Raw genomic sequence first — 15,376 nt, 5'->3', positions numbered from 1 at the left:
GTGCGCTGCCAGGGACTCGAACCCCGGACCCGCTGATGCTGTGTCTTTCCGGGGGGCGCCCCCCGGACCCCCGGCCGTTGGCGGGGTCTTGTGGATCGTTGGCCGCACGCGAAAGGCCCCCCGTTCTCACGAGGGGCCTTTTGCTGTCTGTGCGCTGCCAGGGACTCGAACCCCGGACCCGCTGATGCTGTGTCTTTCCGGGGGCGACCCCCGGACCCCCGGCCGTTGGGGGGGGGGCTTGTGGATGGCTGGCTGCGCGCGAAAGGCCCCCCGTTCTCACGGAGGGCCTTTGCTGTCTGTGCGCCGCCAGGGACTCGAACCCCGGACCCGCTGATTAAGAGTCAGCTGCTCTAACCAACTGAGCTAGCGGCGCGTGCTGACCTGCGTAACTTTACCCGACCTTCTGGGGTGGTTCTGACCACTCGACGCGCCGGAGCGTGGGGTGATTTGTGCGGATTTCCATCATTCGGACCGTCAACATGCGATTTGCGTAGACAGTTGAGACGCTTTTCGCGTGCGAAAACGAGGCTCATCAGTTCAGAGGCCGGCACCGGAGTGTGAGGGGAATCGCATGGATCGCATGGATCACATGGAGACGCCGGGCTTCGAGGAGATCGATCCGGCGGGCGACTGCGGCTGCGCGGGCTGCGTCCAGTGGCGCGGCTCCGTCCCGCACGCGGCGCGCACCAGGATCGGCGCCCGGCACGCGTGGGCCGTCGCGGCCGCCGCGGGCACCGTCATCGGCGGCCTGCAGCTGACCCCCGCGACCGCGGCCGAACACCACGAGGCGCGACCCGGAGACCCCGCCCCCGGCGACGGGAGCACGGCCCCGCAGGGCGGCACCAGCCCCCTGCACGGGGCGCCCGGGACCGCGGTGGAGACCGTGAAGCTCGCGCAGCAGAGCGCGCTGCGTGCCACGACCCGGGCCACGATCATCGCCCGCGCCCAGACCTGGGTCGCGGCGAAGGTGCCGTACGACATGAACAAGTACTGGAAGGACGGCTACCGACAGGACTGCTCGGGCTTCGTCTCCATGGCCTGGGGCCTGCCGGGCAACGAGTGGACGGGCAGCCTCGCCGCGTACGGCACCCGCATCACCAAGGCGCAGCTGCAGCCCGGCGACATCCTGCTCTTCCACAACCCCGCCGACCCGGAGAAGGGCTCGCACGTCACGATCTTCGGCGGCTGGACCGACTACAGCCGCACGTATTACACGGCCTACGAGCAGACCCGCCCCGGCGCTCGCAAACAGTCGACCCCGTACGCGTACTGGAGCAACTCCAGCCGCTACCTCGCCTACCGCTACAAAGGCGTGAAAGCGGGCGGCACCGCGGGCTCGGGTTCGAGCACGGCGACGACGAGGTATCCCGGGGCCGCGTCCTTCGGGCCCGGCGCGAACAACGCGTACGTCACCCAGCTCGGGCGGCTGCTCGTGGAGCGCGGCGGCAAACGGTTCTACCGGCAGGGGCCGGGCCCGCGCTGGGGCGACGCGGACCGCAAGGCGACGCAGGCGTTCCAGAAGGCGCAGGGCTGGACCGGCAAGGACGCGGACGGCATTCCGGGGCCGACGACCTGGTCGTACCTGGTCGGCGGCAAGGGCAAGGACATCCCGGGCGGCGCCGGCGGCTCGAAGGGGACGAAGGCGCCGGCGTTCCCGGGGGCGGCGAAGTTCCGGCCCGGCGCGAACAACGCCTCGGTCACCCAACTCGGCAAACAGCTCGTGAAGAAGGGCTTCGGCAAGTACTACACCCAGGGTCCCGGCCCGCGCTGGGGCGAGGCGGACCGGCGCAACGTCGAGGCGTTCCAGCGGGCCCAGGGCTGGCGCGGCGCGGCGGCCGACGGATACCCGGGTCCGGAGACCTGGCGACGGCTCTTCGCGTGAGCCCTGGTGACGGAGGCGGTTCCTGTGGTGAGTACGGCGACAGGCGGAGACATCTCAGTACGGATCGCAGTACGGAGGCGTGGATGAGCACGAAGGCGGGACAACCGGAGCGGGCGGCGAGGCGCCCGGCACCGGATGCGGCGGACGACGATCGCGGGACGACGGACGGGACGGACGGGCGGGCGGAGGCGGGGGGCCGCGAAGAGCGTGGCGGCCGGGAGGTTGGTGCGGTAGGGGCCGGAGGGCGTGGCACGCGGATCATTCACAGCGAGGCGACCACCGAGATCCCCGTGCATCTGCTGTTCCGGGACGACCCGGACCCGGTCGCCGTACCTCTGCGGCCGGCCGTGGTGGGCACCGGCACCGGCGGCGGCCGGCCAGGGCCGCGCCCGCATCTGCGGACGCCGGTCAGGCCCGTGCCGTCCGTCGACCCGGATCTCGGCGAACGGCCGGGGCGGGTGCTGCCCGGCGCGCTCGGGGTGTTCGGCGGGGCCGTGGGCGCGGCCGGTACCGCGCTGTCCCTCGGCTGGGCGGGCGCGCTGCCGCGGATCGTGACGGAGCTGGCGGGGCTGCCCGGATACGAGGGCGTGGGGCTCGGCCCTCCGCAGTGGGCGGCGCTCGCGGGTTCCGGCGCGCTCGCGCTGTTCGGTTTCGGCGGGCTCGCGCGCGGCCGGGCCGGGCGGGCCTGGGTGCTCACGATGTTCGGGCGGTACCGGGGGAGTGTGCGCAGGTCCGGGCTGCTGTGGGTGAACCCGCTGTTGCTGCGCCGCCGCGTCGATGTCCGGCTGCGGCACTGGCGCAGCGAGCCGATGCCGGCGGTCGACGCGAACGGGGTCGCGCTGCGCGTCGTCGTCCTCGTCGTGTGGCGGGTCAAGGACACGGCGCGGGCGACGCTCGGCGTCGAGGACCACGAGGAGTACCTGCGGGAGTGCGTGGAGGCGGGCCTCGCGCGGGTCCTCTCGCAGCTGCCCGCGGACGCTCCGCCGGCCGGCGCCGGGGGGACCCCCGTCCACGCGGCCGCGCCGACGCTGCGCAATGCCGAGGCTGTCGGCGATCTGCTCACCCGGCGGCTGGCGGCGGACGCGGGGCCGGTCGGCATCGAGGTGTTCTCGGCGCAGCCGACGCGGATCGACTACTCGCCCGAGCTGGCGGACGTGATGCGGCGCCGCCGGATCGCGGCGCTCGATGCCCAGCACCGCGACAGCGTGCTGACCTCGGTGGTCGATTCGGTGGAGGACACGGTGACGCGGCTGACCACGCGGGGTCTTGTCGATCTGGACGACTACGAGCGCAGGGCGCTGGTGAAGGACCTGACGGTGGCGTTCTACACGGGCCGGGGTGAGTGAGTAAGGGGCATCCGGCCCGAGGTCTCCGAAGGGGTGTCGCCGTTCCGCATGAACGGCAGGGGTAAATCTTTGTATGGACACGGCCAACTCCCGGCAATACATTGGGGGTTGGTCTAGACCTGGAATATCGCTGTGCGCACGGCTTCCGGCACTCCCCACACCCCAGGAGCGGCAGCATGCGGAAGACTTCCCGACGTACCAAGACCTACGCGGCCCTGCTCGGCCTCACGACCGCGGGAGCGTTCGCGCTCTCGGCGGGCGGCGCGAGCGGCCACGGCTACACCGACCTGCCCATCAGCCGGCAGAAACTCTGCGCCAACGGCACCGTCGCCAACTGCGGCAACATCCAGTGGGAGCCGCAGAGCGTCGAAGGGCCCAAGGGGTTCCCGGCGTCGGGCCCCGCGGACGGACAGATCTGCTCGGCCAACCACGGCGAGTTCGGCCAGCTCAACGCGGCCAAGCAGCCGAACGGCTCCGCCTGGCCCACCACCAAGGTGACGGGCGGTCAGAGCTACACGTTCAGATGGCAGTTCACCGCGCGGCACTCCACCACGGACTTCCGCTACTACGTCACCAAGAACGGCTGGAACGACAGTCAGCCGCTGACCCGCGCCGCCCTGGACACCACCCCGTTCCTCACGGTGCCCTACAGCGGCCAGCCGCCGGCGACCCTCTCGCACTCCGGCACCCTGCCCTCCGGCAAGTCCGGCCACCACGTGATCCTCGCGGTGTGGACGATCGCGGACACGGCGAACGCGTTCTACGCGTGCTCGGACGTCACGTTCTGACCCACGCCCTCTGCGGGCTCGCGGATTCCGGACTCGAGGTTTCTGAGCCCGGCTTGAGGCTCTCCCGCCCCGGACAGGGGTAGCTTCCCCGCACACCGCCCTGACTGCGGTCGGTGTGCGGGGAAGTACGTACGACACGGGGGAGTGCCATGGACCTGATCTTCTACCTGGTGCCGGTGTTCATCGCCGGTGTGGCGCTGTGCGCGGCAGGCGCCGTGGTGCGGCGCTCGCTGCGGCTGCGCGCGGCCTGGCGCGGCGGGCTCACCGCGCAGGCACGCTGCCTGCGCGCGTACACGAGCCGCAGTGGCGGCGAGCACCCGACCACGACCCACCACCACGTCTACGAGTTCACGGCCCGCGGCGGCCGCACCGTCCGCATCGACGAGGCCGGCGGCCCCGCCACGACCGTCCAGGGCGACATGGTCGTCGTGCACTACACGGCCGACCACCCCGAGCACGCCACGGCCCGGACGCCACGCCCCTGGGGCAACCTGGCGGGGACGGCGGTCATGCTCGTCCTCCTGGGGCTCGTCGTCGCCTTCTGCGGGCTGTTCCTGGCCGATCTGCCCACCGACCTCCACTTCTGACGGAACGTCAATTATGGTGCGCCGCCATGGGATCCATGAAGCGCACCTTCGCGGAACTCGTCCAGGAGCGCTGGGGCGACCACAGGCCCGGGCTCGCGTACGAGGATCAGGTCCTCAGCCACCACCAACTCGCCTCGGGGGCCGCCGCGCGGGCCGGACTCCTCGCGGATCTGCTGCCGCGCGGCGCCGAGCCGCACATCGGCGTACTGCTCGACAACACCCCAGAGTTCCCTCAGTGGCTGGGCGCGGCGGCGCTCGCCGGAGCCGCCGTCGCCGGGATCAACCCGACCCGGCGCGGCGCCGAACTGGCCCGCGACCTCACCCACACCGAGTGCCGGGTCCTGGTCACCGAGCGGGCCCACCTCCCGCTGCTCGACGGACTGAAGCTGCCGGGCGTGCGCGTCCTGGTGACCGACACCGGCGCGTACGCCGAACTGCTCGCCCCCTTCGAGGGCGCGAAACCGGAGAGCGCCCCGGGCGTCGGGCCCGACAGCCGCATGCTGCTCTACTTCACCTCCGGATCGACCGGCGCCCCCAAGGCCGCCATCTGCACCCAGGGACGGCTCGCCGCGGCCGGCCGGTCCCTGGTCGACACCTTCGGCGTCCGCGCGGACGACGTGCACTACATCTGCATGCCGCTCTTCCACGGCAACGCCGTCATCGCCGACTGGGCCCCGGCTATGGCGGCGGGCGCGGGCGTGGCCCTGCGCCGCCGCTTCTCGGCGACCCGGTTCCTGGACGACGTACGAGAATTCGGCGCCACCTATTTCACGTACGTGGGACGCGCCGTGCAGTACATCCTGGCCACGGACGAGCGCCCCGACGACCGGGACAACCCGCTGCGCGTCGGCTTCGGCACCGAGGCGGGGGCGGTGGACGCGGCGCGGTTCGAGGAGCGGTTCGGGGTGCGGCTCGTCGAGGGGTACGGATCGTCGGAGGGCGGCGCCGCCGTGCAGCGCACCGCCGACACCCCGCCCGGCGCGATCGGCCGCGCGGCACCGGGTGACGACCTCGTGGTGCTCGACCCGGAGACGAGCGCCGAGTGCCCGCCGGCCGCGTTCGACGGCGGCGGGCGGCTGGTCAACGGGGCCGACGCGATAGGTGAGCTGGTGAACCGCGGGCGCTCACCGTTCGAGGGGTACTGGCGCAACGACGCCGCGTACGCCGAGCGGGTCCGGCGGGACGGCTGGTACTGGACAGGCGATCTCTTCTACCGGGACGCGGCCGGATTCCTGTACTTCGCCGGACGCGGCGACGACAAGATCCGCGTGGACAGCGAGAACCTCGCCCCCGCGATGATCGAGAACATCCTCGCCCGCTGGCCCGACGCGGCGGCCGTCGCCGTGTACGGGGTGCCCGACCCGGTCTCCGGGGACCAGGTGATGGCGACGCTGGCGCTCCGCGCGGGCGCCGCGTTCGATCCGCTGGCCTTCGGCGAGTTCCTGCTGGCACAGGACGACCTCGGCACGAAGATGGCACCCCGGTTCGTACGGGTCGTGGAGCGGATGCCGGTGACGGCGACCAACAAGGTGCGGCGGGGAGAACTGCGCCGCGAGGGGTTCTGGAGCGGGGGCGAGCTCTGGTGGCGGCCCCCGGCCGAGGCGACGTACCGCCGCCTGACACCGACCGAGCACGACGGCCTCATCGGCACATACCGGGACCAGGGCCGGGAGGCACTGCTCCTCCCGCCCCCCTGACGATCTTGGTCCCCGGTACCCCCTCGGACCAGGTACTATTTTCGAGTCAGCACGCGCCGCTAGCTCAGTTGGTTAGAGCAGCTGACTCTTAATCAGCGGGTCCGGGGTTCGAGTCCCTGGCGGCGCACAGACAGCGAAAGGCCCTCCGTGAGAGCGGGGGGCCTTTCGCGTGCGGCCGGCGATCCGCGAGACTCCGCCGACGGCCGGGGGTCCGGGGGTCGTCTCCCGGGAAGACACAGCATCAGCGGGTCCGGGGTTCGAGTCCCTGGCGGCGCACGTGGCGGGATGTGTTCGCGGAAAGCGCGGACCGTCCCGCCACCGTTGTTTTTGCGCGGCTGCGCCGCGCGTCGTGGGGGCTTCGCCACCCACACCCCCGAGCCGGTGCTGGGCCGCGCACTCGGGCGTACCGGGTCAGATCGCCATGGACAGCAGTACCGGGGCCGCGCTCTTGTTCAGGGCCTCTGCCGCGTCGTGGAGGCGGTGGGCGTGTTCGACCGGGAGGGAGAGGGCGAGGCAGCCGACCGCTGAGCCGGCGGTGATCGGGACGGCCGCGCAGACCGTGCCCACCGCGTACTCCTGGAGGTCGAGGACCGGGACCGTCGCGGGCTGGGTGGCCAGCTTGGAGAGCAGCACCCTCTCGTTCGTGATGGTGCGCGAGGTGAGGCGGGCCATCTTGTGGCGGGAGAGGTGATCGCGGCGACCGTCCAGATCCAGCTGGCCGAGCAGGCTCTTGCCGACGGCGCTCGCGTGGGCCGAGACCCGGAAGTCCACCCACTCGTTCACGGCGGGGGTCTCGGGGCCGGACGCGTACTGCGTGATGTGGACCTCGCCGTCGATGTACCGGCTCATGTAGATCGCGGCGCCCACCGTGTCCCGCAGCTCGTCGAGCGTGCGCTGGAGCTTGGCGGTGAGGGCGGCCGCGCCGCCTTCGGTGGAGCCGAGGCTGCTCAGCGTCTCCCCGGTGACGTACGCGCCGTCGGCGGTCTGCTGGACGTACCCCTCACGGCGGAGCATGCGCAGCAGCGCGGTCAGCTGGTCCGCGGGCAGGCCGGTCTCGCGCACCAGCTCGCTGTCGGTGATGCCAGCGCCACAGTGGGCGACGGCATCGAGCACGCGGAGGGCGTGCTGCACCGACTGGTGCGGCTGGTACGACGACGCGTCCTGCTCGTGCTTCAGCGCCACGGCATCCCCCTGCAAGGACCGGTTCCGGACAGCTGGCTCCGTCCACGATAGCCGCCAACGCACCCAATAGGGGCGGCGGTTGGGGAGATTGGTGGCGCATTCCATGCCTCTCAACTGGAACGCGCCACCGTGGCATATGCCAAAGTCATGCACCAAGGAGTGAGCGGCTGGTCACAGCACCGCGCTCAGGAACTCCCGGGTCCGCTCGTGCTCCGGCTCGCTGAAAATCTTCTCCGGGGAGCCGGACTCGATGACGCGGCCCGCGTCGAACATCAGGACCTGGTCCGAGATGTCCCGGGCGAAGCTCATCTCGTGGGTCACGCAGAGCATCGTGATGTCGGTGGTGCGGGCGATGTCCCGCAGGACGTCGAGGACGCCCGCCACCAGCTCCGGGTCGAGCGCCGAGGTCACCTCGTCGAGGAGCAGCACCTGCGGCCGCATCGCGAGCGCCCGCGCGATGGCCACCCGCTGCTGCTGGCCGCCGGAGAGTTGCGTCGGGTACGCGTCGCAGCGGTCGCCGAGGCCCACCAGGTCGAGCAGGTCGCGGGCCCGCTGCTCCGCCTCGTCCTTGGGGAGGCCGAGCACGGTGACCGGCGCCTCCATGATGTTGCGCAGCACCTTCATGTTCGGGAAGAGGTTGAACTGCTGGAAGACCATCCCGATGTTCTTGCGGACCTCGCGGATGTGCTTCTCGCCGGCCGAGACGAGCTTGCCGTTCTTCTCCTCGTGCGTGAGGTACTCGCCGCCCACCTTGATGGTGCCCTCGTCCGGCTTGAGCAGGGTCATCAGCAGCCGCAGGATCGTCGTCTTGCCGGAACCCGAAGGGCCGATCAGCGTGACGTGCTTGCCGGAGGCGACGGAGAAGTCCAGCTCGTCCAGGACGGTGTTCCCGCCGAACCGCTTCACGACCTTGTCGAAGCGGATCAGTTCGGTGCCGTCCACCTTGGGATTGGGCTGGTCTTTGGAGAGGTTCGCATCAGTGGACAAGACGGCGCTCCAGGGATCGGAGAAGAAGGGACGCGAGGTAGGAGATGACGATGAAGGCGACACCGATGACCGTGAGGGCCTCCGTGTACTGGAACGTCTTGGCCGCTTCGAGGCGCGAGCGCTGGAGCAGCTCCAGGACGCCGATGCCCGCGAGCAGCGGGGTGTCCTTCAGCATCGCCACGACGTAGTTGCCGAGCGCCGGAATGACGCGGCGGATCGCCTGCGGCAGGATGACCGCGGTCCAGGTCTTGCGGTACGGCAGGCTCAGCGCGCGGGCGGCCTCCCACTGGCCGACCGGTACGGCCTCGATGCCCGCGCGGTAGACCTGCGCGGTGTACGTCGAGTAGTGCAGGCCGATCGCGACGACGCCGGTGGTCAGCGCGGAGAACTGGATGCCGATCTCGGGCAGCACGAAGTACAGGAAGAACAGCTGCACCAGGAGCGGGGTGTTGCGGATGAACTCCGTGATCAGCCCGACGGGCCAGCGGATGAAGCGGGTGGGCGCCCGGAAGGCGATGGCCCAGAGCAGGCCGACGCTGAACGAGATCAGCGAGCCGTACAGCAGGATCTGGAGCGTGACGACGACGCCGTCCCAGAAGTGCGGCATGAAGTCGCTGACCGCGGACCAGTCCCAGTTCGATGCGGCAGTGGTGATCACAGGGAGGCACCTCCGGTCTCGTTCTGCTGGCGCAGGCTGAGCTTGCGCATGACACCGGCCCCGCGCTCGGGCCGCTGCCCGAGCCCCGCCTTGGTCTTGCGCTCCAGCGCCCGCATGCCGCGGGTCAGCAGGAACGCGATCACGAAGTAGATGACGAGCGTGATCGAGTAGATCTCGGTGCTCTTCGTCGTCGCGAGCCGCACCAGGTACGCGGCGAAGGACACGTCACCGATGCCGAGCAGCGACACCAGGGCGGTGCCCTTCAGCAGCTCGATCAGCAGGTTCGAGAACGGCGGAATCATCTCCGGCACCGCCTGCGGCAGCAGGATCAGCCGCATCCGCTGCCACGGCGTGAAGCTCAGCGCGACCCCCGCCTCGCGCTGCGCGGGCGCCACCGCGTTCAGGGCACCGCGCACGATCTCGGCACCGTACGCGCCGTAGGAAAGGCCGAGAGCCAGTACGGCCGCCCACATCGGGACGAGGGACCAGCCCGCCAGCTGCGGCAGGACGAAGAAGATCCAGAACATCAGGACCAGGGCCGACGTGCCCCGGAAGATCTCGGTGTAGAGGCCGGCCACGAACCGTACGATCCACAGGCGGTGCGTGCGCGCCACGCCGACGCCGAACGCGACCACGGTCGCGAGCGCCGCACTGTAGACCGTCAGCTGGATGGTGATCCAGATGCCCGGCAGTACCCAGTGTTCCCACAGTCCGGCGGTCATCGGCACAGCTCCTCGGCGGTCAGCGTCGTCATCTCCGCCTTGGTGAAGCCGAACGGCTGGAGGATCCGGAACAGTTCGCCGCTCTTCTTCATCTTGTGGATCTCGACGTTGAAGGCGTCCCGCAGCTTCGTGTCGGTGGGGCGGAAGGTGAAACCGCCGCCGTCGACGTGCTTCTTGCCGTCGACCGTCGGCGCGAACGGCTCGGTGTGCTCGGCCCTGCGGCTCTTCTTGGTCACCTCGCGCGTGGTGAGGGCGGTGCCCGCGAAGACGTCGATGCGTCCGGCCTCCACGGCGTTGAGCCCGGCCACCTGATCCTGGAGGATCACGATGTCGGACTCCTTGTACCCGGCGTCCACGGCGTACTGGATCTCGGCGTATCCGGTGCCGGTGCCGAACCTGGCCCCGGACTTCACGACATCGGCGTAGTTGTGCAGGTTCTTCGGGTTGCCCTTGCGGACGATGAAGGAGTCCAGCATCTGGTACTCGGGGTCGGCGAAGATGACCTGCTGACAGCGGTCCTTGTTGATGTACATCCCGGCGGACACGACGTCGAACTGCTGTGTGTTCAGGCCGGGTATGAGTGAGGCGAAGTCCGTGGCCACGGGTTGAACATGGCCGACACCGAGCCGTTTGAAGATGACCTTGGCCAGCTCCACCGCCTCGCCGGTGAACTCGCCGTCGTCGTCGATGTACCCGTACGGCACCTCTCCCGCGATGCCCAGCCGTACGGTGCCCTGCCCCTTGAGCCGGGCGAGCGTGTCACCGTTCGGCACTCTGCTGCAGCCCGCGGCGCCCAGGGCGCCCATCGCACCGAGCGCGCCCGCTCCCGCGAGCAGGGACCGTCTGCGTAGGGGACGTTTTTCCGGAGTCTCTTTCGTACGTATCTCAGTTGGTGGAGCCATGGGCGCGCGGCTACCCGACTCGACGCAATTCATGCCGATCAATTCACGCCCCCGATACGGCAGATGCGGTCTTGACCCATGGGGGTGGATGGGGCAGACCATGGAGGGCATGGCTGACTCAACGGACCGATTCATCGAAGTCTCGCTGGCCAAAAGGGGAGTGGCCTGTACGGCGAAGCTGCTCGACGACCGCGCGCCGCTGACGTGTGCGGCGGTGTGGGACGCGCTGCCGCTCGTCTCCGACGTCTACCACGCCAAATACGCCCGCAACGAGATCTACGCCCTGTTCCCGGCATTCGCGGAACAGGAGCCACCGCTGGAGAATCCGACGGTGACGCCCATTCCGGGCGACCTCTGCTATTTCTCCTTCAACGGGACGCAGTTGGGCTCGCAGTCCTACGGGTACGGCGCGGGCGCCTCGCTGGCCGCGGGCGCGCCCGTCATCGACCTCGCCCTCTTCTACGAGCGCAACAACCTGTTGATGAACGGGGACGTCGGCTGGGTGCCCGGGATCGTGTGGGGGCAGGTGGTGGAGGGCCTGGACGACATGGCGGCCGCGTGCCAGGACCTCTGGCGGGCGGGGGCGGTGGGCGAGACGCTGGGGTTCAAGCGCGTGTGACGCCCTGCGAGGACCAGCCCCCTCCGGCACAGATCAGCCCGCCCGGCGTTTGAGGACCGGGGTCCGGGGCGGAGCCCCGTGGCCTCGGGCCTGTCTTCGAACTCCCCTCTCCCCGGCGGCGCCCGGCACGGACTCCCGCCGCGCCGGGCGCAAAGCCGAGTACGCCCCGTACGAGGCCCCGCACCCGGCCCGCCGAGAGCACGCACCGAACGCCGCCGGGCCGCCCTCCGGGCGACGAGGGGAGTTTGAAGCCAGGCCCTAGGCCCAATGCCGTTGCGTTACGGGCGATCTTGCCCTTCGTCGCCCCAGGCTCATGAACCGCCGTGACACGGTGGACTCCTGCGGTTCTTGAGAATGTCACCGGGATGCGCGCCGCGCCTGCGCTCGGGGGTGCACGCACCAAGATCGCGGCTAAGGCAACGGCATTGGCCCTAGGACACGACAGGCGGCACCGTCCCGGCGACCCCCGCCTCGTGGAGCGTGTGTGCGACCCGCAGCACCAAGCCGTCCTGATGCCGCCCGGCGACCACCTGCAACCCCACCGGCAGGTGCCCGTCGAGGCCGACCGGGACGGTCGCCGCCGGCTGCTGGGTCAGGTTGAACGGGTAGGTGAACGGGGTCCAGCCCGTCCAGCGCCGCAGCCCCGACCCCCGCGGCACCTCCACCCCCGCCTCGAACGCGGTGATCGGCAACGACGGCGTGAGCAGCACGTCGTACGTCGAGTGGAACTGTCCCATCCGGCGGCCGAGTGCCATCCGCGTGTCCACCGCCGCCAGATAGTCGAGCGCGCTGTACCGGGCGCCCTGCTCGCAGATCTCCCGCAGCCCCGGGTCGAGCAACTGCCGCTGCGCGGGCGACAGATGCTGCACCACACGGGCCGCCCCGCTGAACCACAGCACGTGGAACGCCTCGACCGGGTCGGTGAAGTCGGGGTCGACCTCCTCCACGTACGCGCCGAGTTCGGCGAGCCGCGTCACCGCCGCCCGCACCCGCGCCGCGACGCCCGGCCGCACCGCCACCTGGCCGCCGAGCGAGGGCGAGTACGCCACGCGCAGGCCGCGCACCCCGCCGCGCAGACCGTCCCGGAAGCTGTCGGCCGCGGGGCCGAGCCCCGACCAGTCGCGCGGGTCGGGGCCGGAGATCACGTCCATCATGAGCGCCGCGTCGGCCGCGTCGCGCGTCATCGGCCCGACGTGAGCCAGCGTCCCGAACGCGGACGCCGGGTACAGCGGAACCCGCCCGTACGTCGGCTTCAGCGCGAAGATCCCGCAGAACGCGGCCGGGATGCGCACCGAGCCGCCGCCGTCCGTGCCGAGGGAGAGCGGCCCCGCGCCGACCGCGACGGCCGCGGCGCTGCCGCCACTCGAACCGCCGGCCGTGCGCGAGGTGTCGTACGGATTGCGCGTCACCCCCGACAGCGGCGAGTCGGTGACGCCCTTCCAGCCGAACTCGGGCGTGGTGGTCCGGCCGACGAAGACGGCGCCGTGCTCGCGCAGCCGCGCGACCGAGGGCGCGTCCTCGTCCCAAGTCCCCTCCGGGCGAACGGTTTTCGAGCCGCGCAGAGTCGGCCCGCCGCGCTGCAGCAGGATGTCCTTGACCGTCACCGGCACGCCGTCGACCAGCCCCTGCGGCTCACCGCGCCGCCATCGCCCGGCACTCGCCTCCGCCTCGGCGAGGGCGCCCGCCGCGTCGATCCGCACGAAGGCGTTCAGTCCGGGCTCGGTCTCCTCGATCCGGGTGAGGACCGCCCGGGTGGCGTCCACGGGGCTGAACTCGCCCTTGCGGTAGCCGTCGAGAAGCTCTTGCGCGGTCAGTCCGGTGAGCTCGGTGGTCATCCACCCCTCCACACCATGGCGCGACACCATGGATCAGCGAACAGGATCAGCGAACAGGATCAGCGAACGGGATCAGTTCCCGGGGACATACCCACGTTTCTTGTCGACTACATTCGTCAGCGGCCGGCCCGCCTCCCAGCGCCCGTACAACTCCAGGAACTGGAGCCCCAGTTCATCGCGCCAGCCGACCGTGTCCCCGCTCATGTGCGGCGAGACGAGCAGCCCGGGAGCCGTCCACAGCGGGCTGTCCCGATCCAGCGGCTCGTGCTCGAAGACATCGAGGGCCGCGCCCGCGATCCACCGCTTGTGCAGGGCGTCCACCAGGTCGGACTCCACGACCAACTGCCCGCGTCCTACGTTGATGAAGCGGGCGGAGGGCTGCATCACGCCGAACCGGCGCGCGTCGAACATGGAGCGGGTGTCCTCGGTCAGCGGCGCCGCGCTCACCACCCAGTCGGCGCGGGCGAGGAGCCGGTCGAGGTCGGCGGGGCCGTGGATGCCGTCCCGTGCCCGGCGCCCGACCAGCGCCGGGATGATGCCAAGTGCCCTGAGCTGCGCGGCGATCGCGTGCCCGATGGGCCCGGAGCCGATGACACAGGCCCGCGTCCCGGCGATGCGCTGCGATTCGCGGTGCCGCCACTCGCGGGACGCCTGCAGGGTGAGCGTGCGCGGCAGGTCCTTGCCCATGGCGAGGACGAGTGCGGCGACGTACTCGGCGATGGGCTGGTCGAAGATGCCGCGGGCGTTGGTCAGCACGGCGTCGGAGTCGACGAGTCCGGGGAACATCAGCCGGTCCACGCCCGCGCTCGCGGTGTGCACCCAGCGCGGCCGCGGACCTTCGCCGGGCCAGGCGTCCCGTACCGCGTCGGACAGGAAGTTCCACACCAACAGGACGTCGGCCTGGGGGAGTCGGGCGCGCAGCCCGGCCGCGTCCGAGGCGTGCAGCAGGCGGGCCCGGCCGGTGAGACTGCCGAGCCGGGGCGGCGGCGCCGGGGGCGCGGCGTCCAGGACGAGGACGGTGGGCCGGTGGCTGTCCGGGCCGCCGCCGTCGGAGCCCGAGCCGTCGGGACCGGACACGGCAGGGAAATCGTTTCGCAACGAAGCTCCGCTTTCCTTGAGCAACGAGTCGGGAACGCCGGCAACTTCGCGATCATGGCGTGTGGACCGTCTCGCGGCATCCATCTGACATGGGCGGATTGACCACGCTGGCACCTGAACCTACCTTCGTCAACAGGGGCACTGCGTCAGCTCGTTCCCCTCCTCTTCGCTGTCCCGACGTCCCGGCGGCGGACCGCCGGCTCAAGCACCGCATCGGCATCATCACGTCAGCTGAACTTGGGGCATGCTCTATGGACGTCTCTTTCCTGGGGGGACCGCAGCCGCAGCGCGGCCTCGGCGTCGTCGCACCGTTCGACTTCGCCCTCGATCGTGAACTGTGGCGCTGGGTGCCTGACGAAATCTCCCTCCACCTCACCCGAACCCCGTTCGTCCCGGTCGAGGTCAGCCTCGATCTGGCGCGTCTGGTCAGCGAGCACGAGACGCTCGGTGAGGCGGTACGGGCGCTCGGCGCGGCCGAGCCGGAAGTCCTCGCGTACGCGTGCACGTCGGGCAGTTTCGTCGGCGGCATCGCGGGCGAGCGCGCCATGTGCGAGGCGATGCGCCGCTCGGGCGCGCTGCCCTCCCTCACCACGTCGGGCGCGCTCCTGGAAGCGCTCACCGAACTCGGGGCCCGCCGGATCGCGCTCGTCACGCCGTACACCCAGTCCGTCACCGAGTCGTTGGAGGAGTACCTGGCGGAGGCCGGCATCGCGGTCACCGGGCGCGCCTACCTCGGCCTGACCCGGCACATCTGGAAGGTCCCGTACCGGGATGTGGCGGAGATGGCGCGGGCGGCGGTGGGCGGGACGGCCGACGCGCTCTTCATCAGCTGCACGAACCTGCCCACGTACGACGTCATCCCGCAGCTGGAGGCCGAGCTGCGGATCCCGGTGATTTCGGCGAACCAGGTCACGATGTGGGCAGCCCTGCGACGACTGGGTACGCGAGCGGTGGGGCCCTATCAGGCGCTGCTCGACCCGGCGGCGCGACGGCAGTGGCCCCTGCCGGACGAAGGGCTCCGGCCCGGACAAGGCCTCCCGGAACTTCCGGAGGGCCAGGAAGGGTGGGCATAG

General features: G+C 70.9%; 14 protein-coding genes and 2 tRNA genes. 8 read left to right on the top strand and 8 right to left on the bottom strand.

Annotated features, from left to right (window positions below; all coding sequences use genetic code 11):
* Positions 1-299 precede the first annotated feature (299 nt).
* A tRNA-Lys gene (locus tag AB0J02_RS10645) sits at positions 300-373 on the bottom strand.
* 216 nt (positions 374-589) lie between these two features.
* Here AB0J02_RS10645 and AB0J02_RS10640 point away from each other — a divergent pair.
* The 6 genes from AB0J02_RS10640 (at position 590) to AB0J02_RS10615 (ending at position 6,427) form a co-directional block, all read left to right on the top strand.
* Complete coding sequence (locus AB0J02_RS10640; RefSeq protein WP_363193432.1) at positions 590-1,882, top strand: peptidoglycan-binding protein; 1,293 nt, start codon at positions 590-592, stop codon at positions 1,880-1,882.
* Between the two features lie 83 nt (positions 1,883-1,965).
* A complete protein-coding gene (locus AB0J02_RS10635; RefSeq protein WP_363193224.1) occupies positions 1,966-3,228 on the top strand; it encodes an SPFH domain-containing protein in 1,263 nt (420 codons plus the stop codon).
* A gap of 176 nt (positions 3,229-3,404) precedes the next feature.
* Positions 3,405-4,016: a lytic polysaccharide monooxygenase gene (locus AB0J02_RS10630; protein ID WP_363193223.1), complete on the top strand. Its 612-nt coding sequence runs from the start codon at positions 3,405-3,407 to the stop codon at positions 4,014-4,016.
* 149 nt (positions 4,017-4,165) lie between these two features.
* On the top strand, positions 4,166-4,603 hold the full coding sequence (locus AB0J02_RS10625; protein WP_363193222.1) for a DUF3592 domain-containing protein: 438 nt from the start codon (positions 4,166-4,168) through the stop codon (positions 4,601-4,603).
* 26 nt (positions 4,604-4,629) lie between these two features.
* Entirely contained in the window at positions 4,630-6,300 is a 1,671-nt protein-coding gene (locus AB0J02_RS10620) for an AMP-binding protein (RefSeq protein WP_363193221.1), read from the top strand.
* A gap of 53 nt (positions 6,301-6,353) precedes the next feature.
* A tRNA-Lys gene (locus AB0J02_RS10615) sits at positions 6,354-6,427 on the top strand.
* 284 nt (positions 6,428-6,711) lie between these two features.
* On the opposite strand, the gene AB0J02_RS10610 is transcribed toward AB0J02_RS10615, so the two are convergent.
* The 5 genes from AB0J02_RS10610 to ehuB all read right to left on the bottom strand — a co-directional run bounded on the left by AB0J02_RS10610 (position 6,712) and on the right by ehuB (position 10,751).
* Positions 6,712-7,482, bottom strand: a complete 771-nt coding sequence (locus AB0J02_RS10610) for an IclR family transcriptional regulator C-terminal domain-containing protein (protein ID WP_363193220.1) — start codon at positions 7,480-7,482, stop codon at positions 6,712-6,714.
* A 171-nt stretch (positions 7,483-7,653) separates the two neighbouring features.
* The gene (ehuA, locus tag AB0J02_RS10605) at positions 7,654-8,424 is read right to left on the bottom strand and encodes an ectoine/hydroxyectoine ABC transporter ATP-binding protein EhuA (protein WP_363193431.1); all 771 of its coding nucleotides are present in this window, start codon (positions 8,422-8,424) and stop codon (positions 7,654-7,656) included.
* A gap of 34 nt (positions 8,425-8,458) precedes the next feature.
* Positions 8,459-9,076: an ectoine/hydroxyectoine ABC transporter permease subunit EhuD gene (gene ehuD / locus AB0J02_RS10600; protein ID WP_363193430.1), complete on the bottom strand. Its 618-nt coding sequence runs from the start codon at positions 9,074-9,076 to the stop codon at positions 8,459-8,461.
* Between the two features lie 47 nt (positions 9,077-9,123).
* Entirely contained in the window at positions 9,124-9,849 is a 726-nt protein-coding gene (ehuC, locus tag AB0J02_RS10595; RefSeq protein ID WP_363193219.1) for an ectoine/hydroxyectoine ABC transporter permease subunit EhuC, read from the bottom strand.
* Complete coding sequence (gene ehuB, locus AB0J02_RS10590) at positions 9,846-10,751, bottom strand: ectoine/hydroxyectoine ABC transporter substrate-binding protein EhuB (protein WP_363193218.1); 906 nt, start codon at positions 10,749-10,751, stop codon at positions 9,846-9,848. Before ehuB ends, ehuC begins: the two co-directional genes overlap by 4 nt.
* A gap of 109 nt (positions 10,752-10,860) precedes the next feature.
* Here ehuB and AB0J02_RS10585 point away from each other — a divergent pair, with 109 nt between their 5' ends.
* Positions 10,861-11,370 (top strand): DUF3830 family protein, encoded by a 510-nt coding sequence (locus tag AB0J02_RS10585; protein WP_363193217.1) that lies wholly within the window; start codon positions 10,861-10,863, stop codon positions 11,368-11,370.
* Between the two features lie 431 nt (positions 11,371-11,801).
* Here AB0J02_RS10585 and AB0J02_RS10580 read toward each other — a convergent pair whose 3' ends face one another.
* The gene (locus AB0J02_RS10580; RefSeq protein ID WP_363193216.1) at positions 11,802-13,205 is read right to left on the bottom strand and encodes an amidase; all 1,404 of its coding nucleotides are present in this window, start codon (positions 13,203-13,205) and stop codon (positions 11,802-11,804) included.
* A gap of 72 nt (positions 13,206-13,277) precedes the next feature.
* Positions 13,278-14,282: a D-2-hydroxyacid dehydrogenase gene (locus tag AB0J02_RS10575; protein ID WP_363193215.1), complete on the bottom strand. Its 1,005-nt coding sequence runs from the start codon at positions 14,280-14,282 to the stop codon at positions 13,278-13,280.
* A 272-nt stretch (positions 14,283-14,554) separates the two neighbouring features.
* Here AB0J02_RS10575 and AB0J02_RS10570 point away from each other — a divergent pair, with 272 nt between their 5' ends.
* Entirely contained in the window at positions 14,555-15,376 is an 822-nt protein-coding gene (locus tag AB0J02_RS10570) for an aspartate/glutamate racemase family protein (protein WP_363193214.1), read from the top strand.

Source organism: Streptomyces sp. NPDC050264 (assembly GCF_040655895.1).
Lineage (GTDB): Bacteria > Actinomycetota > Actinomycetes > Streptomycetales > Streptomycetaceae > Streptomyces.
This window is presented reverse-complemented; position numbering and strand designations above follow the sequence as displayed.

What these genes read in the sequence shown, in the direction of transcription:
- AB0J02_RS10640 (WP_363193432.1), top strand. Translation starts at nt 590, where the DNA reads ATGGAGACGCCGGGCTTCGAGGAGATCGATCCGGCGGGCGACTGCGGC.
- AB0J02_RS10635 (WP_363193224.1), top strand. Translation starts at nt 1,966, where the DNA reads ATGAGCACGAAGGCGGGACAACCGGAGCGGGCGGCGAGGCGCCCGGCA.
- AB0J02_RS10630 (WP_363193223.1), top strand. Translation starts at nt 3,405, where the DNA reads ATGCGGAAGACTTCCCGACGTACCAAGACCTACGCGGCCCTGCTCGGC.
- AB0J02_RS10625 (WP_363193222.1), top strand. Translation starts at nt 4,166, where the DNA reads ATGGACCTGATCTTCTACCTGGTGCCGGTGTTCATCGCCGGTGTGGCG.
- AB0J02_RS10620 (WP_363193221.1), top strand. Translation starts at nt 4,630, where the DNA reads ATGGGATCCATGAAGCGCACCTTCGCGGAACTCGTCCAGGAGCGCTGG.
- ehuD (WP_363193430.1), bottom strand. Translation starts at nt 9,076, where the DNA reads ATGCCGCACTTCTGGGACGGCGTCGTCGTCACGCTCCAGATCCTGCTG.
- ehuC (WP_363193219.1), bottom strand. Translation starts at nt 9,849, where the DNA reads ATGACCGCCGGACTGTGGGAACACTGGGTACTGCCGGGCATCTGGATC.
- ehuB (WP_363193218.1), bottom strand. Translation starts at nt 10,751, where the DNA reads ATGGCTCCACCAACTGAGATACGTACGAAAGAGACTCCGGAAAAACGT.
- AB0J02_RS10585 (WP_363193217.1), top strand. Translation starts at nt 10,861, where the DNA reads ATGGCTGACTCAACGGACCGATTCATCGAAGTCTCGCTGGCCAAAAGG.
- AB0J02_RS10580 (WP_363193216.1), bottom strand. Translation starts at nt 13,205, where the DNA reads ATGACCACCGAGCTCACCGGACTGACCGCGCAAGAGCTTCTCGACGGC.
- AB0J02_RS10570 (WP_363193214.1), top strand. Translation starts at nt 14,555, where the DNA reads ATGGACGTCTCTTTCCTGGGGGGACCGCAGCCGCAGCGCGGCCTCGGC.